Origin of the sequence: Comamonas sp. MYb396, from assembly GCF_037479555.1 — a bacterium.
In the GTDB taxonomy this organism is placed as follows: domain Bacteria; phylum Pseudomonadota; class Gammaproteobacteria; order Burkholderiales; family Burkholderiaceae_C; genus Comamonas.
Genome location: NZ_JBBGYU010000006.1, coordinates 254,939 through 276,039 on the forward strand (window position 1 = coordinate 254,939; position 21,101 = coordinate 276,039).

General features: G+C 67.1%; 21 protein-coding genes and 1 riboswitch. Of the genes, 11 read left to right on the forward strand and 10 right to left on the reverse strand.

Features of this window, described 5'->3' with window-relative positions; all coding sequences use genetic code 11:
* Positions 1-2: 2 nt before the first annotated feature.
* Positions 3-2,693, forward strand: a complete 2,691-nt coding sequence (locus WH265_RS15695; RefSeq protein WP_339558886.1) for a sensor histidine kinase KdpD — start codon at positions 3-5, stop codon at positions 2,691-2,693.
* On the opposite strand, the gene cobF is transcribed toward WH265_RS15695, so the two are convergent.
* The 4 genes from cobF to cbiE are packed head-to-tail and all read right to left on the reverse strand — an operon-like array spanning position 2,650 to position 6,009.
* Complete coding sequence (gene cobF / locus WH265_RS15700) at positions 2,650-3,498, reverse strand: precorrin-6A synthase (deacetylating) (RefSeq protein ID WP_339558887.1); 849 nt, start codon at positions 3,496-3,498, stop codon at positions 2,650-2,652. The two genes, WH265_RS15695 and cobF, sit on opposite strands and share 44 nt — an antisense overlap.
* A complete protein-coding gene (gene cobM, locus WH265_RS15705) occupies positions 3,495-4,343 on the reverse strand; it encodes a precorrin-4 C(11)-methyltransferase (RefSeq protein ID WP_339558888.1) in 849 nt (282 codons plus the stop codon). Before cobM ends, cobF begins: the two co-directional genes overlap by 4 nt.
* Complete coding sequence (locus WH265_RS15710) at positions 4,340-4,819, reverse strand: cobalamin biosynthesis protein (protein ID WP_339558889.1); 480 nt, start codon at positions 4,817-4,819, stop codon at positions 4,340-4,342. The genes cobM and WH265_RS15710 overlap by 4 nt, the downstream gene beginning before the upstream one ends.
* Positions 4,816-6,009: a precorrin-6y C5,15-methyltransferase (decarboxylating) subunit CbiE gene (cbiE, locus tag WH265_RS15715; RefSeq protein ID WP_339558890.1), complete on the reverse strand. Its 1,194-nt coding sequence runs from the start codon at positions 6,007-6,009 to the stop codon at positions 4,816-4,818. The genes WH265_RS15710 and cbiE overlap by 4 nt, the downstream gene beginning before the upstream one ends.
* On the opposite strand from cbiE, the gene WH265_RS15720 reads away from it, so the two are divergent.
* The gene (locus WH265_RS15720) at positions 6,008-6,766 is read left to right on the forward strand and encodes a cobalt-precorrin-6A reductase (protein ID WP_339558891.1); all 759 of its coding nucleotides are present in this window, start codon (positions 6,008-6,010) and stop codon (positions 6,764-6,766) included. The two genes, cbiE and WH265_RS15720, sit on opposite strands and share 2 nt — an antisense overlap.
* Here WH265_RS15720 and cobJ read toward each other — a convergent pair.
* The 4 genes from cobJ to cobG are packed head-to-tail and all read right to left on the reverse strand — an operon-like array spanning position 6,736 to position 10,178.
* The gene (gene cobJ / locus WH265_RS15725) at positions 6,736-7,539 is read right to left on the reverse strand and encodes a precorrin-3B C(17)-methyltransferase (protein ID WP_339558892.1); all 804 of its coding nucleotides are present in this window, start codon (positions 7,537-7,539) and stop codon (positions 6,736-6,738) included. The two genes, WH265_RS15720 and cobJ, sit on opposite strands and share 31 nt — an antisense overlap.
* Positions 7,533-8,294, reverse strand: a complete 762-nt coding sequence (cobI, locus tag WH265_RS15730; RefSeq protein ID WP_339558893.1) for a precorrin-2 C(20)-methyltransferase — start codon at positions 8,292-8,294, stop codon at positions 7,533-7,535. Before cobI ends, cobJ begins: the two co-directional genes overlap by 7 nt.
* Positions 8,284-8,913: a precorrin-8X methylmutase gene (locus WH265_RS15735; protein ID WP_116927860.1), complete on the reverse strand. Its 630-nt coding sequence runs from the start codon at positions 8,911-8,913 to the stop codon at positions 8,284-8,286. Before WH265_RS15735 ends, cobI begins: the two co-directional genes overlap by 11 nt.
* Positions 8,913-10,178 (reverse strand): precorrin-3B synthase, encoded by a 1,266-nt coding sequence (cobG, locus tag WH265_RS15740; protein ID WP_339558894.1) that lies wholly within the window; start codon positions 10,176-10,178, stop codon positions 8,913-8,915. Before cobG ends, WH265_RS15735 begins: the two co-directional genes overlap by 1 nt.
* 112 nt (positions 10,179-10,290) lie before the next feature.
* On the opposite strand from cobG, the gene WH265_RS15745 reads away from it, so the two are divergent.
* From WH265_RS15745 to WH265_RS15765, 5 genes are all read left to right on the forward strand, one after another.
* Complete coding sequence (locus WH265_RS15745; protein ID WP_182344951.1) at positions 10,291-10,995, forward strand: response regulator; 705 nt, start codon at positions 10,291-10,293, stop codon at positions 10,993-10,995.
* 18 nt (positions 10,996-11,013) lie between these two features.
* Positions 11,014-11,112, forward strand: a riboswitch (S-adenosyl-L-homocysteine riboswitch).
* A gap of 73 nt (positions 11,113-11,185) precedes the next feature.
* Positions 11,186-12,616, forward strand: a complete 1,431-nt coding sequence (gene ahcY / locus WH265_RS15750) for an adenosylhomocysteinase (RefSeq protein WP_339534961.1) — start codon at positions 11,186-11,188, stop codon at positions 12,614-12,616.
* 134 nt (positions 12,617-12,750) lie between these two features.
* Positions 12,751-13,953 carry a TlyA family RNA methyltransferase gene (locus WH265_RS15755; protein WP_339558895.1) on the forward strand — a complete coding sequence of 401 codons (1,203 nt, stop codon included), beginning with the start codon at positions 12,751-12,753 and terminating at the stop codon, positions 13,951-13,953.
* Between the two features lie 24 nt (positions 13,954-13,977).
* Positions 13,978-14,805, forward strand: a complete 828-nt coding sequence (gene metF / locus WH265_RS15760; protein WP_021026904.1) for a methylenetetrahydrofolate reductase [NAD(P)H] — start codon at positions 13,978-13,980, stop codon at positions 14,803-14,805.
* 70 nt (positions 14,806-14,875) lie between these two features.
* Positions 14,876-15,724 carry a septal ring lytic transglycosylase RlpA family protein gene (locus WH265_RS15765; protein WP_339558896.1) on the forward strand — a complete coding sequence of 283 codons (849 nt, stop codon included), beginning with the start codon at positions 14,876-14,878 and terminating at the stop codon, positions 15,722-15,724.
* A 105-nt stretch (positions 15,725-15,829) separates the two neighbouring features.
* Here the strand turns inward: WH265_RS15765 and WH265_RS15770 are convergent, their stop codons facing one another.
* Entirely contained in the window at positions 15,830-16,717 is an 888-nt protein-coding gene (locus WH265_RS15770) for a 23S rRNA (adenine(2030)-N(6))-methyltransferase RlmJ (protein ID WP_021026902.1), read from the reverse strand.
* 332 nt (positions 16,718-17,049) lie between these two features.
* On the opposite strand from WH265_RS15770, the gene rplM reads away from it, so the two are divergent.
* The 4 genes from rplM to mdtD all read left to right on the forward strand — a co-directional run bounded on the left by rplM (position 17,050) and on the right by mdtD (position 19,945).
* Positions 17,050-17,478 carry a 50S ribosomal protein L13 gene (gene rplM, locus WH265_RS15775; RefSeq protein WP_021026901.1) on the forward strand — a complete coding sequence of 143 codons (429 nt, stop codon included), beginning with the start codon at positions 17,050-17,052 and terminating at the stop codon, positions 17,476-17,478.
* Between the two features lie 11 nt (positions 17,479-17,489).
* Positions 17,490-17,882 (forward strand): 30S ribosomal protein S9, encoded by a 393-nt coding sequence (rpsI, locus tag WH265_RS15780; protein WP_021026900.1) that lies wholly within the window; start codon positions 17,490-17,492, stop codon positions 17,880-17,882.
* Between the two features lie 174 nt (positions 17,883-18,056).
* On the forward strand, positions 18,057-18,422 hold the full coding sequence (erpA, locus tag WH265_RS15785) for an iron-sulfur cluster insertion protein ErpA (protein ID WP_021026899.1): 366 nt from the start codon (positions 18,057-18,059) through the stop codon (positions 18,420-18,422).
* Between the two features lie 98 nt (positions 18,423-18,520).
* Positions 18,521-19,945 (forward strand): multidrug transporter subunit MdtD, encoded by a 1,425-nt coding sequence (gene mdtD, locus WH265_RS15790; RefSeq protein ID WP_021026898.1) that lies wholly within the window; start codon positions 18,521-18,523, stop codon positions 19,943-19,945.
* Between the two features lie 18 nt (positions 19,946-19,963).
* Here the strand turns inward: mdtD and WH265_RS15795 are convergent, their stop codons facing one another.
* Positions 19,964-21,085, reverse strand: a complete 1,122-nt coding sequence (locus WH265_RS15795) for an anhydro-N-acetylmuramic acid kinase (RefSeq protein WP_339558897.1) — start codon at positions 21,083-21,085, stop codon at positions 19,964-19,966.
* Positions 21,086-21,101: the final 16 nt, after the last annotated feature.

The window sequence follows — 21,101 nt, forward strand, 5'->3', positions numbered from 1 at the left end:
CCATGCCCCACCCCAGCAACACCCCCAGCGCACCTGCCGCCCGGCCCGACCCGGACGCGTTGGTCGCCCAGCTCAAGGCCGACCAGCAGCAAGCGGCCCGCGGCAAGCTGCGCATCTATTTTGGCTCCAATGCCGGGGTGGGCAAGACCTATGCGATGCTGGCAGCGGCGCAGCGCGAGCGCCAGGCCGGCCGCCAGGTGCTGGTGGGACTGGTGGAAACCCATGACCGGGCCGAGACCGTGCAGCAGCTCCATGGCCTGGAGCTGCTGCCGCGCCGCCTGTTGCCCCACCAGGGCCGCCAGCGCGAGGCCTTTGACCTGGATGCGGCGCTGGCACGCCACCCGCAAGTGCTGCTGCTGGACGAGCTGGCCCACAGCAATGCGCCCGGCTCGCGCCACCCCAAGCGCTGGCAGGATGTGCAGGAGTTGCTCGATGCCGGCATCGATGTCTGGACGACGCTCAATGTGCAGCATCTGGAGAGCCTCAACGATGTGGTGGGCGGCATTGTCGGCATCCAGGTGCATGAGACCGTGCCCGACCACATCTTTGACGATGCCAGCGAGGTCATCGTTGTCGACCTGCCGCCCGAGGAGCTGCTCAAGCGCCTCAAGGCCGGCAAGATCTACCCGCTGGAGCAGGCCGAGCGGGCCTCGCACCATTTCTTCCGCCTGGGCAACCTGCTGGCCCTGCGCGAGCTGGCGCTGCGCCGTACGGCCGACCGCGTTGATGAGGACATGCGCGACTACCGGCGCGAGCGCTCCATCGGCGATGTCTGGCCCACGCGTGAGCGTCTGCTGGTCGCCGTAGGCGGTCAGGCGGGGGACGATGCCTTGGTGCGCCAGGTAGCGCGCCTGGCCCGGCGCCTGGAGGCCGACTGGATGGTGGTCTATGTGGATGCGCCCGCGCGCCAGCACCGCTCGGCGCAGTCGCAGCAGGCCGTGCTCAAAACCCTGGCGCTGGCCGCGCGCCTGGGGGCCGATACCGCGACGATCCCCGGAGCCCAGGTCGCCGCTGCGCTGGTCGATTTTGCGCGCGAGCGCAATGCCAGCCACCTGGTGCTCGCCCGCGTGCCGCCAACGGCGATGCGCTGGTGGCCCTGGGCGCCGTCCGGCCTGCCCGAGCAGATTGCTCGGCTGGACCCGGGGCTCGACGTGCTGCTGCTGTCCGTGCCCCGGCCGCGCAACCGGCCCGAACCCGCGCCGGCGCGGGAGGCGCCCTGGCCCTGGCGCGGCTACCTGGGCGCGAGCCTGGCCTGCGGTGCGGCCGCGCTGCTGGCGCAGGCGCTGCTGCAGGTGTTTGACCCTGCCAATGTGGTGATGCTGTTTTTGCTGGTGGTCGTGCTGTCGGCCTTGCGCTGGGGCCGGGGGCCGGGCGCCTGGGCGGCGCTCTTATCGGTGCTGCTGTTTGATTTTTGCTTTGTACCGCCGCGCAACTCCTTTGGCGTGAATGACACCCAGTACATCTTCACCTTCTGCCTGATGCTGGGCGTGGCCCTGGTCTGCGGCCAGCTGATGGCGCGGCTGCGGCATGAGGCCCGGGTGGCAGCCGAGCGCGAACGCCGCGCCGGCGCGCTGGCGCGCCTGGCCCGTGATCTGTCGGGGGCGCTCACACAGGCGCAGGTGGTGCAGACGGCGCTGACGACGGTCTCGGGCGTGTTCGATGCGCGCACCGGCCTGCTGCTGCCCGATGCGCAAGAGCAGCTGCATGTGGCGCCCGGCAGCGAGGCGGCGATTGACGCCAGCGTGGGCCGCTGGAGCATGGAGCACAGCCAGATGGCGGGCCGGGGTACGGACACCCTGGCCGCGTCGGACGCGCTGTATGTGCCGCTGATGGCGCCGGTGCGGGCGCGCGGCGTGCTGGTGCTGCAGCTGCGCACACCCGAGCGCTTGCGCGTGCCCGAGGAGCGGCGCCTGCTGGATGCCTGTGCCAGCCAGATTGCGCTGGCGCTCGAGCGCGTGCATTTTGTCGAGGTGGCCCAGCAGACCCAGGTGGCGATGGAGGGCGAGCGCATGCGCAACACCTTGCTGTCGTCGGTGTCGCATGACTTGCGCACGCCGCTCACCAGCATCCTGGGTGCCGCCCAGGCGGGCCTGCCGCATGCGCCGCCTGGCCCGGCGCAAGACATGCTGGTGCAAATCCGCAACCAGGCCCAGGCCTTGCAGCAGCTGGTGGACAACCTGCTGGCCATGGCCCGGCTGCAGCAGGATGGCGTGCACCTGCAGCGCGCCTGGATCCCTGTCGATGAGCTGGTGGGCAGTGCCTTGCGCCAGCTGGGCGGCCGCCTGGCCGATCACCCGGTGCAGCTGCAGCTACCGGCCGATTTACCGCTGCTGTGGATTGATGCGGCGATGATGGAGCGGGTGCTCGTCAACCTGCTGGACAACGCCAGCAAATACACCCCCGTGGGCACCGCCGTGCGGGTGACGGCGCAGGTGGAGCGCGACCAGCTGCTCTTGCGCGTGCAGGACAGCGGGCCGGGCCTGCCCGCGCACCTGGCGCCCGAGCAGCTGTTTGCGCCCTTCAGCCGGGGCCATGCCGAGTCCAGTATCTCCGGCATTGGCCTGGGCCTGGCGCTGGCCCAGCGCATTGTGCAGGCCCATGGCGGCCATCTGGATGCCGCCGCGGCCGAGCCCGGGCCGGGGGCCGTGTTCAGCCTGGCGCTGCCGGTGCTGCCTCAGCCGGCGCTGGATTGAGTGGCATGCGGCGCAGCAGATAGATATCCATGATCCAGCCATGCGCCGCGCGTGCAGCGGCGCGTGTGGCCACAATGCGCTCGGCTGTCTCGGCCAGCGGGCCGTGTGCCAGGCACTGCTGGGCCATGCCCAGGTAGGCGCCCCACCAGATGTAGACACCACGGGCCTGCGCCGCCGGCAGGCTGCGAAAGCTGCACTGGCCGTCCAGCATCACCACCAGCGTGTCCACCCCGGCTGGCCAGCCTTGCTCGCGCAGCTGGCGGCCGGTGGTGACGGTAAAGGGCTGGCCAATGTCATTGACGGCGATCGCATGCGCGGCCGTGAGTGCCTGCATCGAGGTGATGCCTGCGATGACCGTGACCTGCTGCGGCGCGGGCTGCATGCGTGCAGCAATGCGCAGGGTGCTGTCGTAGAGCGATGGATCGCCCCAGACCAGCAGCGCCACCTGCAGCACGCCGTTATCCGCACGCGGCTTCAAGCCGTTCTCCAGCGCCTGCGCAATCGCGGCTTGCCAGCGCAGGGTGATGGCGGCATGCCATTCATCGACCTGGTTCAGGTAGTCATCGCCTTGGCTGCGGCGCTCGGGCATGTCAAAGCCGGCGGTCTGCGGAGCGGGCTGCTGCAGCACGGCATCGCAGAGCGCCTGGCGCAGGGCTGCCAGCTCAGCCTTGTCCTCGCCCTTGTGGGGCAGCAGCAGCAGGTCGGCCGCATTCATTGCGGCGATGGCCTGGCGCGTCAGGTGGTCTGGGTTGCCGGTGCCAATGCCGATCAGGCTCAGCGCGACCAGCGGCAAGCTGCTGCTCATGCCTGGCCTTCGCTGTTCGCGGGCGCGGCTGCCAGCGGCCGGTCGGTGGCGGTATCCACCGCAGCCTGCGGCGCCGGAAAGCGCGGCTCGGTGCCCTGGGGCCGGTAGCGGCGGTCGTAGTCGGTGGCGTAGAGGCGGCTTTCGCCAAAGTCCTCGGCGCTGATGCTGCGGCCCACCAGGATGATGGCGGTGCGCTCCATGCTGGCGGCCACGGCCTGGGCCAGTTGGCCGACAGTGGTGCGTACAACGGTTTCATCGGGCCAGCTGGCGCGCCAGACGATGGCGGCCGGGCAGTCGGCGCCATAGTGCGGCAGCAGCTCGCTTTGCACTTTCTCGGCCACATGGATGGACAAATGGATCGCCAGCACCGCGCCAGTCGCGGCAAAGGCGGCCAGCTGCTCGCCCTCGGGCATCGCAGTGGCGCGGCCCGAGGTGCGCGTCAGCACCACCGACTGGCACAGGCCCGGCAAGGTCAATTCGGCGCCCAGGGTGGCGGCAGCCGCGGCAAACGAGGGCACGCCCGGCGTCACGCTGTAGGCAATGCCCAGTGCGCGCAGGCGGCGCAGCTGCTCGCCCATGGCCGACCAGACCGACAGATCGCCCGAATGCAGGCGCGCCACATCCTGGCCCTGCGCATCGGCGGCGCGAATCTCTTCGATGATCTCGTCCAGGCTCATCGATGCGGTGTTGACAATGCGCGCGCCGGGCGGGCAATGGGCCAGCAGCTCGCGCGGAATCAGCGAGCCCGCATAGAGGCAAACGGGGCAACGGGCCATCCGATCGCGGCCGCGCACGGTGATCAGGTCGGCAGCGCCGGGGCCGGCGCCGATGAAATGCACGGTCATGCCGTAACTCCTTGGGTTTGTGGATCAGCCGGGCGCAGGCCCGCTGCCAGACAACAATAGGGGGTGCTGCCGCGCGCGCGTCGCGCGGCAGCCAGGGTGGCGCTGCCATCGCCCGCCACCAGGCGGGCCAGCAGCAAGCGGGGCGCGGGCGCGGCCGCAGACAGGGCCACGGCCTCGGCCACGCTGCCGGTGCCATAACGCGCCAATAGGCGCGGCGACTGCGTGACCACCGGCTGCGCGGGCAGGGCCTCTTGCGCCACCGCCACCATCGCCACCGCAAAAGGCAGCTGCGCGGCCCACTGCTGCAGCGCGGGCCGCTGCTCCTTGCCTTGCAGCACCGCCACTGCGCAAAATTCGGCCAGCGCAGGCTGCTGCTGCCGGGCCTGCAGCCACAGCGCCTGCAGGTCTGCCGCCTGGGCCTGCGCGCGCAAGCCCAGCCCCAGCACCACGCAGCGGTGCGGCGCTGGCCCGGTCATGCCTGCCAGCTCCATTGCACCAGCGGGCGTGCGGCCTTCCAGCTGCGCATGCGGCCCAGCGCTGCCGCGCTGGATAGCTCCAGCTGCAGCAGCTGGCCGCCCTGCTCGCCATGCAGCTGCACCAACAGCGCCTGGGTCTCCAAAGTCACCGCATTTACCACCAGGCGGCAGCCGGGCGGCATGTGGGCGCGCAATGCCGCAAACAGCGCCGCATCAAAACCGCCGCCAACAAAGATGGCCTGGGGTGCGGGCAGGTCCTGCAAAGCTTCCGGCGCCAGGCCGTGCACCACCTGCATGCGGGCCTGCAGACCAAAGCGCGCGGCATTGCTGCGGATATTGGCCACGCGCGCGGCATGCTGCTCAATGCTGGTGGCGAGGCCTCCGGCCAGGCACCATTCGACGGCCACCGAGCCCGAGCCGCCGCCAATGTCCCAGAGCCGCTCGCCCGGCCGGGGGGCCAGGGTGGCCAGGGTCAGCGCGCGCGCAGGCGCCTTGGTGATCTGGCCATCGTGGGCATACCAGTCGTCGGGCCTGCCGGGCACCGCTGGCAGCGCAGCGCCGCCTTGGGCGATCAAGGCGACGGTCACCGGCGCCTGCGCCGGATCGGCCTGCAGCGCAGCGGCTGCCGTATCGGCGCGCAGCATGCGGCAGCGCTCGCGCGGGCCGCCCACCGCTTCCATCACCCACAAGGGGCTCTGGCCCCAGCCTTCGTGGCTGAGCCAATCGGCCAGCTGCACGACGGCCGCGCCATCGCGCAGCAGGGTGATCAGCTGGCGGCCAGGCGCCAGGCGGGGCAGCAACTGCGCAATCGGGCTGGCATGCAGACCCAGGCAGTCGCAGGCTTCCAGCCGCCAGCCCAGGCGGGCGGCAACCAGTGAAAAAGTCGAGGGCTGGGCATGGCAGCGCCATTCCTCAGGCGACAAGTGCGCCGCCAGGCTGCCGCCCACGCCATGCCAGAAGGGGTCGCCCGAGGCCAGCACCACCACCCGCCGGCCGCGCGCGGCCAGCACCGGGGCCACATCAAAAGGCTGGGGCCAGGGGCGGCCACGCGCATCGATGGCGGCCAGCTGCAGATGGCGGGGGCCGCCAAATACCAGCTCGGCCTGGTCCAATGCGTCTTTGGCCGCAGCGCTCAGGCCTGACAATCCATCCTCGTTCAACCCTATCAATGTCAACCACGGATCAGCCATGACGCATGTTCTCCTGCTGGGCGGCACCAGCGGCGCCAGCGAGTTGGCCCAGGCCCTGCACCAGGCGGGGGTGCGCGCCTGCTTCTCGTATGCCGGCGTCACCCAGCAACCACTGGCCCAGCCGCTGCCCACGCGCAGCGGCGGCTTTGGCGGGCCCGAAGGCCTGGCCGCCTTTATCCGCGCCCAGGGCATCAGCCATGTGCTGGATGCCACCCATCCCTTTGCCGCGCAGATGAGCCGCCATGCCTGCGCGGCCTGCGCCGCTACCGGCACGCCCTTGCTGGCGCTGGAGCGCGCGCCCTGGCAGGCGCAGCCCGGCGATAGCTGGACCGAGGTCGCCAGCATGGCCGATGCCGCCAGCGCGCTGCCCCAGGCACCCAGCCGGGTGTTTCTGGCCGTGGGGCGCAAACAGCTCGATGCCTTTGCCGCCTACCCGCAGCACCACTACCTGCTGCGCCTGGTCGATGCACCTGTGCCCGGCAGCTTGCCGCTGCCCCGGCACACCGTGGTGCTGGGCCGGGGCCCCTTTGGCATGCAGGACGACCTGGCCTTGCTGCAGCAGCACGGCATCGCCTGGCTGGTGGCCAAGAATGCCGGTGGATCGGCCACGCGCGGCAAGATCGATGCCGCCCGTGCGCTGGGTCTGCCGGTCCTGATGGTGCAGCGCCCGGCACTGCCGCTGCGGCCGCGTACCGACAGCGTGGCGGCGGTCATGCATTGGCTCCGTCATGGCGCCTTGCCATCCACTGCGCCGTAGTAGCGTGGCGTATAGGCGTAGCGCCCCACGCGGCGGGTGAGGCTATTGCCCACCAGCACGACGGTGCGCATGTCGGCCATCTCGGGCTGGGCTTCGGCCAGGCTGCAGACCTGCAGCGATTCCTCGGGCGTAGAGACGGCGCGGGCAAAAATCAGCAGGCGCTCGGGCTCGCAATGCCTGCGCAGCAGCTCCAGCAGGCGGATAAAGCCTTGCGGCCGGCTGTGCGAGCGCGGGTTGTAAAAGGCCATCGCAAAATCGGCTTCGGCCGCCAGCTCCACCCGGCGGGCAATCACCGGCCAGGGCTTGAGGTTGTCCGACAGATTGATACAGCAAAAATCATGGCCCAGCGGCGCGCCTGCGCGGGCGGCGGCGGCGAGCATCGCGGTAACGCCGGGCAAGACCTGCACGTCCAGCGCCAGCCAGTCCTGTGCCTGCGGTTCCTCGGCGCTTTCGATGGCTTCAAACACTGCCGATGCCATGGCGAACACGCCCGGATCGCCAGACGACACCACGACGACCTGCCGGCCCTGGGCGGCCAACTCCAGCGCTTGCCTGGCGCGGTCGAGCTCCACCCGGTTGTCCGAGGCCAGCCACTGCGGCTCGCGGCTGCCAGCCGGCGCGCTTTGCGCCAGCAAGGCCTGCGCACGCGCCACATAGGGGAAGTAGCCCACAACCGCGTCGGCCGCCAGCAAGGCCTGCAGCACCGCAGGCGTGATCTGGTCCAGGTCGCCGGGGCCCAGGCCGGCAATGGTCAGCTGGCCGTTGCTTACCATGCGGCCTCCGGGCGGCGGCCCTGGCCATGCACCAGCACGATCGCGAAATAGGGGCAGACTTCGTCGCCCACGTCGCTGAGGCGCGCCACCTGCTGCTGCTCGGTGGTGCCGTTTTGCACCAGCCAGGCGGCGTCGGCGCGGCCCGCGCGGGCGAGCGCGCGGCGGATGCGCGGCAGGTTGCGGCCCACCTTCATCACCACCAGCGCATCGGCCGTGTCCATGCGGCGCACTAGCTCGTCTTCAGACAGGGTGCCGGTCATCACGCTCAGCACATCGTCGCCCCAGGTGATGGGCTCACCGGTGGCATGCCAGCAGCCCACCATGCCGGGGATGCCGGGGACCACCTGCAGGTCCACATCGCCCCTTGCGCGCAGCCGGGTGTAGAGGTGCATGAAGGAGCCGTAGAGAAAGGGGTCGCCTTCGCAGAGCACGATGACCTGTTCCTGCCGGGCCAGCGCGGCCAGACGCAGGCACCAGTCGTCGTAGAACTGGGCCAGCTGCTGCACATAGGCGGGGCTGTCCACCGGGATTTCGGTGGTCACCGGGTACTCCATCGGGTACTCGGCGGCCTGGACGCTGAGCATGCCCTCGACCAGCTGGCGCGCCTTGCCGGGCCGGCCTTTCTTGCGGAAAAAGGCCACATGACGGGCGCCGCGCACCAGGCGGTCGGCCTTGATGCTCATCAGTTCGGGGTCGCCCGGGCCCAGGCCCACGCAGATGATGCCCGGTGCGGCGACGCTGGTCTTATTCAACATGGCTGGCCATGGCGTTGACGGCGGCCACGGTCATCGCCGAGCCGCCCAGGCGCCCGCGTACGATCATCGCCGGCACTGGCAGGTCCTGCATCAGCGCCTCTTTGGACTCGGCCGCGCCGATAAAACCGACCGGAAAGCCAATGATGGCCGCAGGGCGGGGGCAGCTCGGGTCCTGCAGCATGTTGAGCAGGTGAAAGAGGGCGGTCGGCGCATTGCCAATCGCCACTACGGCGCCGGCCAGGTGCGGGCGCCACAGCTCCAGCGCCGCAGCGCTGCGGGTATTGTTCATTTGCTGCGCCAGCTCGGCCACAGCGGGCTCGTGCAAGGTGCAGATCACCGGGTTGCCAGCGGGGAGGCGCGAGCGGGTAATGCCTTCGCTGACCATGCGCACATCGCAGAGCACGGGCGCGCCGGCCTCCAGCGCGCGCTGGCCTGCGGCGACCGCACCGGCGGAAAACTGCACATGCGCGGCCAGCTCCACCATGCCGGCGGCATGGATCATGCGCACCGCCACGCGCTCCTCACCGGGGGTGAAGCGCTGCAGATCGGCCTCGCGGCGAATGGTGGCGAAGGACTGCCGGTAGATCTCGGCGCCATTGGTTTCGTAGGTATGAACCATTACATTTCTTCAAACAACAGCCCGGGATTGTCGCGCAGACTGCGCTCGCTCCAGCGGGAATCGGGGACGGCCTGGGCCGTGGCATGGCGGGCGAGTCCAAACAGGGGGCCTTCGCTGCCCGCTTGGGCCACCAAAGTGACGCTGGCGGGCAGCTGGCGTGCGCAGCCTTTGCTGCAGCCCGAGACATGCAGGTGGGCGCCCTCGGGCACATGGGGGGCCAGGGCCAGCGCCAGATCCTGCGTGGGGGCCAAGGCTTGGCGGCAACCAGGCGCGCCGCTGCAGGCCGAGACGCGCAGCCGCGCATCTTGCGGATCGCAGATCCAGTGTTCGTGCTCGTTCAAGCCCGCCCCTGGCATGCCCTGGGGCGCAAGGCCTTCGACCAGCAGCATGCGCCAGGGTGTCAGCCGCAGGCCCATGATGCCGCTGCGTGCCAGGCGCGCCAGCGCACTGGCAGCGACCCGGCCCAGCGGAGCGGCCACCAACAGGCCAAGACCGCACTGCCAGCCCGGTTTTGGCTGGCTCGCTGCGGGCAGGTAAGGGGGCGCTTCATGCAGGCCAGCGGGCAAGGCCAGCGGTGGCTGCGCGCCTGGCTTGGCTTGCGCCTGGCGCAGCAGCTGGGGCAGGCGGCCGGGGTGTTCGCCGGCCGCACGCCGCGCGCGCGCCTGCGCCGCGCACCAGCGGGCCAGCGCCAGGGCGGCTTGCACGCTGAGTAGGGGGGTGTCTGCCTGCCAGGCGATGGGGTAGCCGGGTACCTGCAGCAGCCAGCCTTGGGCGCCATCGCGAACCAATTGCACATCGGCCGCGACCTCGGCCAGGCCGCCATGGCGGCCGCTGGCCAGCGAGACGCCAAACTTGGCGGGCAGGCCCTCCAGCGCGGTATCGGCCAGCAGCGCCTGCTGCAAGGGCTCGGCCAGTGCGAGCACGCCGTCAGCGGGCTGGCTCAGCGGGTCGATGACCAGGTTGCGCAGCTGCTCCTGGCGGGCATCGCCATCGAGCAGGCCCTGGGCGGCCAGGGCCGCCAGCAGCGCGCCGTGCTGATTGGGGGCGACACCGCGCAGCTGGATATTGGCGCGGCTGGTGAGCTCCAGCAGGCCGGCGCCATGCTCGCTGGCCAGCTCGGCCAAGCGCAGCGCCTGCGCGGCCGACAACCTGCCCAGCGGTGGGCGCACCCGCACCACCAGCCCATCGCCAGAAGCCATGGGCTGCCAGGCGCCAGGGCACCAGCCTTGGGTCTGTGGAAGGGGAGAGGGTGGGGTGGCAAACATGGAGCAGGCGGCAGCGCAGTCGCAATGCCGGGGTGCTGAAGTGTAGCGAAGTGCCCGCTTGCCGCCGGGCAGCAGGCGCAAACCACCCCGGTTTTTTGTCACAATCGGGCGCATGACGCTTGCTGCCCCCCGCATCCTCTTGGTGGACGATGATCCGCATATCCGCCGCTTTGTGCGTCTGGCCATGGAGGACGAAGGCTGGCAGGTCTTCGAGGCCGACAGCGCAAGGCGTGGCCTGATCGAGGCGGCCAGCCGCCAGCCCGATGCGCTGGTGCTGGACCTGGGCCTGCCCGATGCCGATGGCAAGACGCTGATCACCGAGCTGCGCGGCTGGAGCGGCCTGCCGGTGCTGGTGCTCTCGGCCCGCGACCAGGAGGACGAGAAAGTGGCGGCGCTCGATGCGGGCGCGGACGACTACCTGAGCAAACCCTTTGGCGTGCCCGAGCTGCTGGCGCGCCTGCGCGTGATGCTGCGCCGCAGCCAGCGCAGTGGCGGCGAGCAGCCCGGCAGCACGGTGCACTTTGGCGATGTGGAGGTGGACCTGGCCACGCACGAGGTGCGCCAGGCGGGCGCTGCCGTGCACCTGACGCCGATCGAGTTCCGGCTGCTGGCAGCGCTGATCGCCGGCCAGGGCCGGGTGCTGACGCATCGCCAGCTGTTGCTGCAGGTCTGGGGGCCGGAATACCTGGACCGGCCGCACTACCTGCGCGTGCACATGGCCAACCTGCGCCAGAAGATCGAGGCCGAGCCGGCCCAGCCCCGCCATCTGCTTACCGAGCTGCAAGTGGGCTACCGCCTGGTGGGGTTACAGGGCTGATGCCCTTATAATCGCACTCCATCCGAGGAGCGTTGCAACGTTTCCCAGTCTGGCCAGGCGCCAGACCACCCTGGGGCGTGAGGCTCGGATTTCATCTCGCAACGACGCTCACCCACGCTTTCTGTGCGGTGAGATGGTCCTTCCCTTCTTCCGCGGAACGTGGTTTTTCATTCAATTTTTGGAGAAAACCATGAACGCTGCTGTTCGCTTCAATCCCGCTGACTCCGCGATTACCGATATTTCCCTGGCCGCTTGGGGCCGAAAGGAAATCAAGATCGCCGAAACCGAAATGCCTGGCCTGATGGCCGTGCGTGAAGAGTTCGCCGCTGCCCAGCCCCTGAAGGGCGCGCGCATCACCGGCTCGCTGCACATGACCATCCAGACCGCTGTGCTGATCGAAACGCTGACGGCGCTGGGCGCCCAAGTGCGCTGGGCCTCGTGCAACATCTTCTCGACCCAGGACCACGCCGCTGCCGCCATCGCCGAGACCGGCGTGCCCGTGTACGCGATCAAGGGCGAGTCGCTCAAGGACTACTGGGACTACACCCACGCGATCTTTGAATTCGGCGCCAAGGGCACCGAAGGCGAAGGCCCGAACATGATCCTGGACGACGGCGGCGATGCCACCATGCTGATGCACCTGGGCAAGAAGGCCGAAAAGGACATCTCCGTGCTGGCCAACCCCGGCAGCGAAGAAGAGAAGATCGTGTTTGCCGCGATCAAGGCCAAGCTGGCCGTGGACGCGACCTGGTACAGCCGCAAGTCGGCCCAGATCATGGGCGTGACCGAAGAGACCACCACCGGCGTGCACCGCCTGAACGAAATGTCGGCCAACGGCTCGCTGCTGTTCCGCGCGATCAACGTCAACGACTCGGTGACCAAGTCCAAGTTCGACAACCTCTACGGCTGCCGCGAATCGCTGGTGGACGGCATCAAGCGCGCCACCGATGTGATGATCGCCGGCAAGGTGGCTGTGGTGGCTGGCTACGGTGACGTGGGCAAGGGCTGCGCCCAGGCGCTGACTGCGCTGCGCGCGCAAGTCTGGGTGACCGAAATCGACCCGATCAACGCCCTGCAAGCGGCGATGGAAGGCTACAAGGTTGTGACCATGGAGTACGCCGCTGACAAGTGCGACATCTTCGTGACCACCACCGGCAACAAGGACATCATCCGCCACGAGCACATGGTCGCGATGAAGGACGAGGCCATCGTCTGCAACATCGGTCACTTCGACAACGAAATCGATGTCGCATCGATCGAGAAGTACGAGTGGGAGGAGATCAAGCCGCAGGTCGACCACATCACCTTCCCCGATGGGAAGAAGATCATCCTGCTGGCCAAGGGCCGACTGGTGAACCTGGGTTGCGCCACCGGCCACCCCAGCTTTGTGATGTCCAACTCTTTTGCCAACCAGACGCTGGCGCAGATCGAGCTGTTCACCCGCCCCGACGCCTACGAAGTGGGCAAGGTCTATGTGCTGCCCAAGGTGCTGGACGAGAAGGTTGCACGCCTACACCTGAAGAAGGTGGGCGCCCAGCTGACCGAGCTGACCCAGGCGCAAGCGGACTACATCGGCGTGAAGAAGGAAGGCCCGTACAAGCCTGAAACCTACCGTTATTAAATGGAGCGGTAATCCCAGCGCCTGGTGACACCCTTGTGTGCCGCCAGGCGCTGCAGCCCTGTTGGGCATTTGTTGTGAAGACGGGCTGCTCCGCTTGGGCGGGCCAGCCGGTCGTTTTGATTGAAGGAACGCGCATGCGCGCAGATGTGTTTTTGGTGGAAACGGGCCTGGCGTCGACCCGCTCGCAGGCGCAGCGCCTGATTGCTGCGGGTGTGCAATGGCGCACCACCTCGCTGGCCCCCTGGATCAAGGTGGCCAAGAACGGGGACGAGATTCCAGCAGGCGCCGATGTGGAGCTGCTCGATGACTCGGAAGCCAAGTACATCTCGCGCGGCGGCTTGAAGCTCGAAGGCGCCTTGGCCGCGACGGGCCTGGTGGTCCGGGACCTGCGCTGCCTGGACGTGGGCCAGAGCACCGGGGGCTTTACCGACTGCCTGCTGCAGGCCGGCGCCCAGCAGGTGATCGGTGTCGATGTGGGCACGGGGCAACTGCACGAGCGCCTGCGCGCCGATGCGCGCGTGGTCTGTGTCGAGGGCTTCAATGCCCGCGCGCTGACGCCTGAGTCCTTGCAGGCGGCCTGCGATCTGGCCTTGACCGAGATCGTGCTCGAAGAAGAGGACAACGACACCCAGCCGGTGGCCCCTTATGCCTGGATGCGCAATGGCGGCCAGGTCGATGAGGAATACGACGACAGCCAGGACGCCAAAGAGCAGGAGATCGAGGACTTCAAGGCCGAGCGCAATGCCAAGCAGCGCGCCAAGGCAGAAGGCACGGCTCCGGTCGAGCGCCGCCGCCGCGCCGGCACCGAGAACGTCGATATCCGCCCCGAGTTTGACTTTGTCACTGGCGATCTGTCCTTTATCTCGCTGACCCTGGTGCTGCCAGCGGTGGTGAGCGTGCTCAAGCCCGGCGGCCAGCTGCTGATGCTGGTCAAGCCCCAGTTCGAGCTGCAGCCCGGCCAGATCGGCAAGGGCGGCATTGTGCGCGACAAGGCCTTGTACGCCGAGGTGGAGCAGCGCATCCGCGCCTGCCTCGCCGAGCTGGGCCTGGAGGTCAAGCAATGGATGGATTCGGCCATCGATGGCGGTGACGGCAACCACGAGTTCTTTGTGCATGCCCAGCAAGGCGCCGTGGTGAAGCTGCCTGCGTCTGCGGCAGCCGATGCCAGCGATGAGGCCCCTGCCGCGCCAGCGAAGAAGGCCGCTGCCAAGCGCCCATCGCGGGCCGATATGCGAGCCAAGCGCGATCTGCAGGAGCTGTATGTGGACCCGGAAGCGGCCAGCTTTGGCCAGCCCGGCCCGGCACGCAGCAAGCAGAAAAAACGCAACGAGCGCTGAGTATTGACGACCTGGAAGACGGCCATGACCTTTCCCATCAGTTTTGAATTTTTCCCGCCCAAGACGCCCGAGGGCGCTGACAAGCTGCGCGTGGTGCGCCAGGCGCTGTATGCGCGCAAGCCCCAGTTCTGCTCGGTGACCTATGGGGCGGGCGGCTCCACGCAAGAGGGCACCTTTGGCGTGGTCAAGGCCATCCTCGACGAGGGGGTGGATGCGGCATCGCACTTCTCCTGCGTGGGCGCGACCAAGCAGACCGTTCGTGCGCAGCTGCAGCAGCTCAAGGACATGGGCGTCAAGCGCCTGGTGGCCTTGCGCGGCGACCTGCCCAGCGGCTATGGCCTGGGCGGCGAGTTCCACTACGCCAGCGATCTGGTGACGTTTATCCGCGACGAATTCGGCCAGGATTTCCACATCGAAGTGGCCGCCTATCCGGAGATGCACCCGCAGGCGCGCAACCCCGAGGCCGATCTGCAGGCCTTTCTGGCCAAGGTGAAAGCCGGTGCCGATTCGGCCATTACGCAGTACTTCTTCAACGCCGATGCCTTTTGCAGATTTCAAGAAGATTTACAAAAACGCGGGGTAGACCTGCCGGTCATCCCGGGTATTATGCCGATCACCGGATCGACGCAACTGATGCGCTTTTCGGATGCCTGCGGCGCCGAGATCCCGCGCTGGATTCGTCTGCGACTGCAAGGCTATGGAGATGATGTTGCCAGCATCCGTGCCTTTGGCCTGGATGTGGTGACCCAGATGTGCGAGGACCTGCGCCGCCGTGGTGCCGTCGGTCTGCACTTCTACACCATGAACCAAAGCGCAGCCACACTGGCGATCTGCGACCGGCTGGGGCTGTAGCCAACAGCGCTGTGGTCTTGCAGCGCGGTGGCCCCGAATGTGCCGAACGCGGAAAGACCAGGAGTTGCTGTTGTCCTCATCCACACGATCGCGATGCCGAGGCTGGCTGGCCGCTGTCAGCCTGGCTGCGCTCGCCGGTGGCTGCGTGCATGTGCCCAGCGACAGCGATGGCGCGGCGCCCGATGGCGTGGCGCAGAGCACAGCGCAAGGCCCTGTGCATCCCGAAGCCGCATTCACAGCACCCGAGCGCTCGGCCGCCGAGTCGGCCATCACCTCCACCGCGCCTGAGGAGCTGGCCGCGCTGTCCGGTGAGCGCCGAGGCCTGGGCCTGGTGCTGCCGCCGTCGGCGCCGCTCAGCAGCATCGATGGGCTCTCGCGCCCCTGGGATGTGCCCGATATTCCTCCCGCCCTCAAGCAAGACCCTTACCGCTCGGCCGACCAGCAAGGCATGGCTTCCTGGTATGGCGGCCAGTTCCATGGCCGCAAGACGGCCAATGGCGAGCGCTTTGACAAGGAAGGGCTGACAGCAGCACACAAGACCCTGCCTTTTGGCACCCAGGTCTGCGTGCGCAGCATGGTCACCGGCAAGGCGGTGGTGGTGCGCATCAATGACCGGGGCCCCTATGCGGGCGACCGCATCATCGACCTGAGCCAGGGCGCCGCCCAGGAGCTGGGCATGCTGGGCCTGGGTATCAAGCCGGTGGAGCTCTGGACCCTGGACGACGATGACGACGACTGCCCCTCATTTGTGCTGGCCGGGCGGCGCGGCAGCGGGGCACTGGCCGGTGATGCGGCGCCCCGCGGTCACCAGAACGCCAAGGCCGCGGCACACCATGGCCGCGTGCGGGCCGTGGTCCCCGCCACCAAGGCCCGGGCCAAGCCTGCCAAGGCTGCGCCCACAGCACGGCGCAAAAAGTAAAACCGCAGCACACAAAAGCAAAAACGCAGGCCCATCTTTGGCGATGGCCTGCGTTTTTCTGTCCGGGGTTGACCCGGCCGGTGGTGTGTTTCCCGCCTGCGCTGCTTACTTGCCGCCGCTCTCCAGCACATAGCCGGCATTGCTGTCCTGCTGCAGCAGCTCGGCCATCTGGGGCAGGGCCACCTTGAGCTGGTCCTTCAAGGTGAAGGGCGGGTTGATCAGGAACATGCCGCTGGCGGGCAGACCGGGGCGCTTTTCTTCGCCCTGGCGCATGGCGGTGGTGATCTTGCTGTTCTTGACCGTCAGCTCGGCATTGAGCCAGCTCTTGCCAAACTTGTTGGCCAGGGTCTTGAGGCGGCGCGGCAGGTCATGGGCTTCCTGGCGCGGAATGATCGGGTACCAGACCGCATAGGTGCCCGTGGGAAAGCGCTGCATGCTGTCGGCCACCATGTCGAGCACACGGCCGTAGTCGGTCTTCATTTCGTAGCTGGGGTCGCACAGCAAAAAGGCGCGGCGCGATGGCGGGGGCAAGAATTTCTTCACGCCCTCAAAACCGTCTTCCAGCAGCACCTGGACCTGGCGGCCGGCCTTCAGCTGCGCGATATTGCCACTCAGCGAGCGGCAGTCAGTGGGGTGCAGTTCAAACAGCTTGAGCTTGTCGCGGTCGCCCAGCAGCCGCTGCGCGATAAAGGGCGAGCCCGGGTAGACCTTGTAGGTATTGCTGGTGTTGAAGGCTTTGACCATGTCCACATAGTCCTGCAGCATCGGGCACAGGTCCTTGGCACCTTCAAGGCGGCGAATGCCCTCGTCGGCCTCGGCGCTGGTGGTGGCATAGTCGCCGTCCAGGCGGTACAGGCCCGCCCCGGCATGGGTGTCCAGTGCAACCAATGCCGCCTCTTTTTGCGTCATGTATTGCAGGGAGGCAATCAGGATGGTGTGCTTGAGCACATCGGCGTGATTGCCGGCATGGAAGGCGTGGCGGTAACTGAACATAGGGCGCCAATGGTAGCGATATGCGCCACGCTACGGCGCCAAAGGGGCATGCAGCAGCTGCTACAAGCCCCAAAAACACCGAAAAAATGCCTGAACCGTGTCCATTGGTGGGATGTAAGGAGGCACTTTACGTCTTGCCGAAAAACTTTTATAATGGAGAGCTTCGCAGCGATTTTTATGAATCCCGCGGCGAAGACTTTGCGTGCAGTGCCCAGGCGCTGCATGTGAGGGAGTACCGCCTAAGAGGCTTCCTGCGTGACGAGAGTTGCGTCTAGAAGAAGCACCGACCGCGGAAAAGGATTCGCCAAACCCTCTATTGAAAGAGAAAACTCATGTCTACATTCAGCGCAAAACCCGCTGAGGTGCAACACGAGTGGTTTGTGATTGACGCCACCGATAAGGTGCTCGGACGTGTCGCCAGCGAAGTGGCACTCCGTCTGCGCGGCAAACACAAAGCCATTTACACACCTCACGTTGACACCGGTGACTACATCGTCATCATCAACGCCTCCAAGATCAAGGTCACTGGTACCAAGAACACGGACAAGGTGTACTACCGTCATTCGGGCTTCCCAGGCGGCATCACTGCCACCAACTTCCGCGACATGCAAGTGAAGTTCCCTGGCCGTGCTCTCGAAAAGGCTGTCAAGGGCATGCTGCCCAAGGGTCCTCTGGGCTACGCCATGATCAAGAAGCTGAAGGTCTACGGTGGTGATGAGCATCCTCACACCGCCCAACAGCCTAAAGTGCTGGAAATCTAAGGAGTCCCGAGATGATTGGTGATTGGAACAATGGCACCGGCCGTCGCAAATCCAGCGTCGCCCGTGTGTTTCTGAAGAAGGGCTCCGGCAAGATTGTTGTGAATGGCAAGGACATTCAACAATATTTCGGCCGCGAAACCTCGATCATGATTGCAAAGCAGCCCCTGGTGCTGACCGGCAATGTCGAAACCTTCGACATCCAGGTCAACGTGCACGGCGGCGGTGAATCCGGCCAAGCCGGTGCCACCCGCCACGGCATCACCCGCGCTCTGATCGATTACGACGCAGCACTGAAGTCGCAACTGAGCCAAGCTGGCTTCGTGACCCGTGACGCACGTGAAGTCGAGCGTAAGAAGGTCGGTCTGCACTCTGCACGCCGCGCAAAGCAGTTCTCCAAGCGTTAATTGCTGGCTACTTGCCAAGAAACCGCCCCTCGGGGCGGTTTTTTTTATGGCTGCTCGCTGCGGGTGGGCTATTCCCACACTGCAATTGGCGTCACCCGGCCCCCAGGCTGCGAGAAACATGCGATTGGAGTACCATTCTTTGCAGTACATCAAATAAGACAGGAGTCGTCTCCCATGAGCGAAGTTGCTGAAAACACCATGACGGAAATGCCCACCCCGATTGTCTTTACCGACAGTGCAGCGGCGAAGGTGGCCGATCTGATTGCCGAAGAAGGCAATCCGGATCTGAAGCTGCGCGTGTTCGTGCAAGGCGGCGGCTGCTCGGGCTTCCAGTATGGCTTTACCTTTGACGAGATTGCCAACGACGACGACACGACCATGACCAAGAATGGCGTGTCGCTGCTGATCGATGCGATGAGCTACCAGTACCTGCTGGGCGCCGAGATCGATTACAAGGAAGACCTGCAGGGCGCGCAGTTCGTGATCAAGAACCCGAACGCCACGACCACCTGCGGTTGCGGATCGAGCTTCTCGGTATAAGCCGCGCAGTCTGTGATGGAAGGCATTGCTCCTGTGCTTGCCTTCTGGTCCACCACCTTGCCACAAGCCGCTGTTGACCAGCGGCTTTTGTTTTGTCCATGTCCGCTGAACTGACCCCCCGCCCCGTTGCGCCCCACAAGGAGCGCCTGCTCTGGCTGGTGGCGATTGCCTTTTTTCTGCAATCGCTCGACGCCACGATCCTGAACATCGCGCTGCCGGCCATGGCCCATTCGCTGGGCCAAAGCCCGCTGAAAATGCAGTCGGTGATTGTCGCCTACTCGCTGACCACGGCCATGCTGATTCCGGCCTCGGGCTGGATCGCCGACCGTTTTGGCACGCGCCGCGTCTTCATGTGGGCGATTGCGCTGTTTGTGCTGGGCTCGGTGCTCTGCGCGCTCTCGCCCAGCCTGGGCTTTCTGATCGCCGCGCGCGTGGTGCAAGGCGTGGGCGGCGCGATGATGCTGCCTGTCGGACGCCTGGCGGTGCTGCGCAGCCACCCCAAGGGGGATTTCATCCGCGCGATGAGCTTTATCGCCATTCCCGGCCAGATCGGCCCCTTGCTGGGCCCGACCCTGGGCGGCTGGCTGGTGGAGGTGGCGACCTGGAACTGGATTTTCTGGATCAATGTGCCGGTCGGCCTCTTTGGCGTCTGGGCCGCGCGCCGCTGGATGCCCGAGACCACCTGGTCGGTGCCGCGCAAGTTCGATGGCCTGGGCTATGCGCTGCTGTCTTTTGGCATGGTGGCCATTTCGGTGGCCCTCGATGGCATGTCCGGCATGGGCCTGGGCATGGCGATGGTCGTGGTGCTGATGGTGTTTGGCCTGGCCAGCCTGGCCAGCTACTGGATGCATGCGCTGCGTGTGCCCGAGCCGCTGTTTCCGCCGATGCTGTTCCGCGTGCGCTCGCTGCGCGTAGGCCTGCTGGGCAATCTGTTTGCCCGCTTCGGCACGGGGGCTGCGCCATTTCTGATTCCGCTGCTGCTGCAGGTGGGTCTGGGCATGGCACCGATGAACGCCGGCATGATGATGCTGGCCACCGTCATGGGCAGCATGCTGGTCAAGCGCTTTGCGGTGCAGACGGTGCAGCACTTTGGCTACCGCCGCGTGCTGCAGGTCAACTCGGTGATGGTCGCCTTCATGCTGGCGAGCTTTGCGTTGACCAGCGCCCAGCAGCCGCCCTGGTTGCTGCTGCTGCAGCTGTTTGTGTTTGGCGGCTTCAACTCCATGCAGTTCTCGGCGATGAACTCGGTCACCCTGAAGGACCTGGATGGCGAATTTGCCAGCAGCGGCAACAGTCTCTTGTCGATGGTGCAGATGCTGGCCATGGGCATTGGCGTGGCCTTGGCCGGCGCGCTGCTGTCAGGCTATGCCGACCGCTGGATCACCGACCCGGACAAGTCGCTGCGCGCCATCCACGCCACCTTCCTGACCGTGGCCTTGATGACCTTGGCTGCCACCTTGGTGTTCAGCCAGCTCGACAAGGATGAGCCGGTCAAGCCGGCGCCCGATGGCGGGGATGCTTGAGCGTCAATTCTTAGCCGCTCAACGTGGGTAGATCGCCCCCAGCACCCGGGGCCCGCGCGCACCGGTCACCGCCGGCAGGTTGCCGGGCAGGCGCTGCCAGCATTGGCGGGCCAGCCAGGCAAAGGCGCTGGCCTCGACCTGCTGCGGGGGCAGGCCATGTGCGGCCGAACTGTCCACCGCGATGCCGGGCAGCAGATCCGCCAGGCGTTGCAGCAGCTGCTGGTTGAGCGCGCCGCCGCCGCAGACGATCAAGGTCTGGCCCTCGGCTGCGCCATGGCGCTGCATGTCCTGCGCAATCGCCAGCGCGGTGAAGGCGGTCAGGCTGGCCTGCACATCGGCAGGGGCCGCACCGGGCGCATGGCGCTCCAGCAACGGGGCCAGCCAGCCGGGGTTGAACAGGTCGCGCCCGGTGCTCTTGGGCGGTGGCAGCTGGAAAAAAGGCTCTTCCATGAAGGCCGCCAGCAAGTCCGGAATCACCTGGCCGCTGGCCGCCCAGTGGCCGCCATCGTCATAGGGGTTGCCGGTGTTCAGCTGGCACCAGTGGTCCATCAGCGCATTGCCCGGGCCGCAGTCCCAGCCGCGGATGTCATCGCCGTCGAGGCGGCTGATGTTGGAGATGCCGCCGATATTGAGCACCCAGCGCAGACTGCCTGCCGCGTCGCCGCCGCCAAACACGCTGTGGTGAAAGGCGGGCACCAGCGGCGCGCCCTGGCCGCCAGCGGCCACATCGCGGCTGCGGAAATCGGCCACCACGGCAATGCCGCTGAGCTCCGCCAGCAGCGCCGGGTTGTTGAGCTGCAAGGTATAGCCAGTGCCATCCCACAGGCCTGGTTGGTGGCGCACGGTCTGGCCATGGGCGCCAATGGCGCTGATATCGCCGGGCTGCAGGCCGCTGCGCGCCAGCAGCCGATCGACCACCTGCGCATAGCTGCGTGCCAGCGCATTGCCCGCGAGTGCTGCGCGGTGCAGCTCCTGCTCGCCGGCGCTGTTGAGCGCCAGCAGCTCGGCCCGCAGCTCGGGGGCAAAACCGGTGCTGGCGTACTGCAGCACCTCCATGCGGCCGTCCTGCCACTGGGCAATCACCCCATCCACCCCATCCAGCGAGGTGCCGGACATCAGGCCCATAAAGCGTTCAGTCATTGTCTTCAAAGGTGCA

Excerpts from the sequence above, each read along its gene's own strand:
- WH265_RS15735 (WP_116927860.1), bottom strand. The coding sequence starts at position 8,913 with ATGGTTCATACCTACGAAACCAATGGCGCCGAGATCTACCGGCAGTCC.
- WH265_RS15795 (WP_339558897.1), bottom strand. The coding sequence starts at position 21,085 with ATGACTGAACGCTTTATGGGCCTGATGTCCGGCACCTCGCTGGATGGG.
- cobF (WP_339558887.1), bottom strand. The coding sequence starts at position 3,498 with ATGAGCAGCAGCTTGCCGCTGGTCGCGCTGAGCCTGATCGGCATTGGC.
- erpA (WP_021026899.1), top strand. The coding sequence starts at position 18,057 with ATGAGCGAAGTTGCTGAAAACACCATGACGGAAATGCCCACCCCGATT.
- cobI (WP_339558893.1), bottom strand. The coding sequence starts at position 8,294 with ATGTTGAATAAGACCAGCGTCGCCGCACCGGGCATCATCTGCGTGGGC.
- WH265_RS15720 (WP_339558891.1), top strand. The coding sequence starts at position 6,008 with ATGACGCATGTTCTCCTGCTGGGCGGCACCAGCGGCGCCAGCGAGTTG.
- cobM (WP_339558888.1), bottom strand. The coding sequence starts at position 4,343 with ATGACCGTGCATTTCATCGGCGCCGGCCCCGGCGCTGCCGACCTGATC.
- mdtD (WP_021026898.1), top strand. The coding sequence starts at position 18,521 with ATGTCCGCTGAACTGACCCCCCGCCCCGTTGCGCCCCACAAGGAGCGC.
- cobG (WP_339558894.1), bottom strand. The coding sequence starts at position 10,178 with ATGTTTGCCACCCCACCCTCTCCCCTTCCACAGACCCAAGGCTGGTGC.
- WH265_RS15745 (WP_182344951.1), top strand. The coding sequence starts at position 10,291 with ATGACGCTTGCTGCCCCCCGCATCCTCTTGGTGGACGATGATCCGCAT.
- cbiE (WP_339558890.1), bottom strand. The coding sequence starts at position 6,009 with ATGGCTGATCCGTGGTTGACATTGATAGGGTTGAACGAGGATGGATTG.
- WH265_RS15770 (WP_021026902.1), bottom strand. The coding sequence starts at position 16,717 with ATGTTCAGTTACCGCCACGCCTTCCATGCCGGCAATCACGCCGATGTG.
- cobJ (WP_339558892.1), bottom strand. The coding sequence starts at position 7,539 with ATGGTAAGCAACGGCCAGCTGACCATTGCCGGCCTGGGCCCCGGCGAC.
- WH265_RS15710 (WP_339558889.1), bottom strand. The coding sequence starts at position 4,819 with ATGACCGGGCCAGCGCCGCACCGCTGCGTGGTGCTGGGGCTGGGCTTG.
- rplM (WP_021026901.1), top strand. The coding sequence starts at position 17,050 with ATGTCTACATTCAGCGCAAAACCCGCTGAGGTGCAACACGAGTGGTTT.
- metF (WP_021026904.1), top strand. The coding sequence starts at position 13,978 with ATGACCTTTCCCATCAGTTTTGAATTTTTCCCGCCCAAGACGCCCGAG.
- rpsI (WP_021026900.1), top strand. The coding sequence starts at position 17,490 with ATGATTGGTGATTGGAACAATGGCACCGGCCGTCGCAAATCCAGCGTC.
- WH265_RS15695 (WP_339558886.1), top strand. The coding sequence starts at position 3 with ATGCCCCACCCCAGCAACACCCCCAGCGCACCTGCCGCCCGGCCCGAC.
- WH265_RS15755 (WP_339558895.1), top strand. The coding sequence starts at position 12,751 with ATGCGCGCAGATGTGTTTTTGGTGGAAACGGGCCTGGCGTCGACCCGC.
- ahcY (WP_339534961.1), top strand. The coding sequence starts at position 11,186 with ATGAACGCTGCTGTTCGCTTCAATCCCGCTGACTCCGCGATTACCGAT.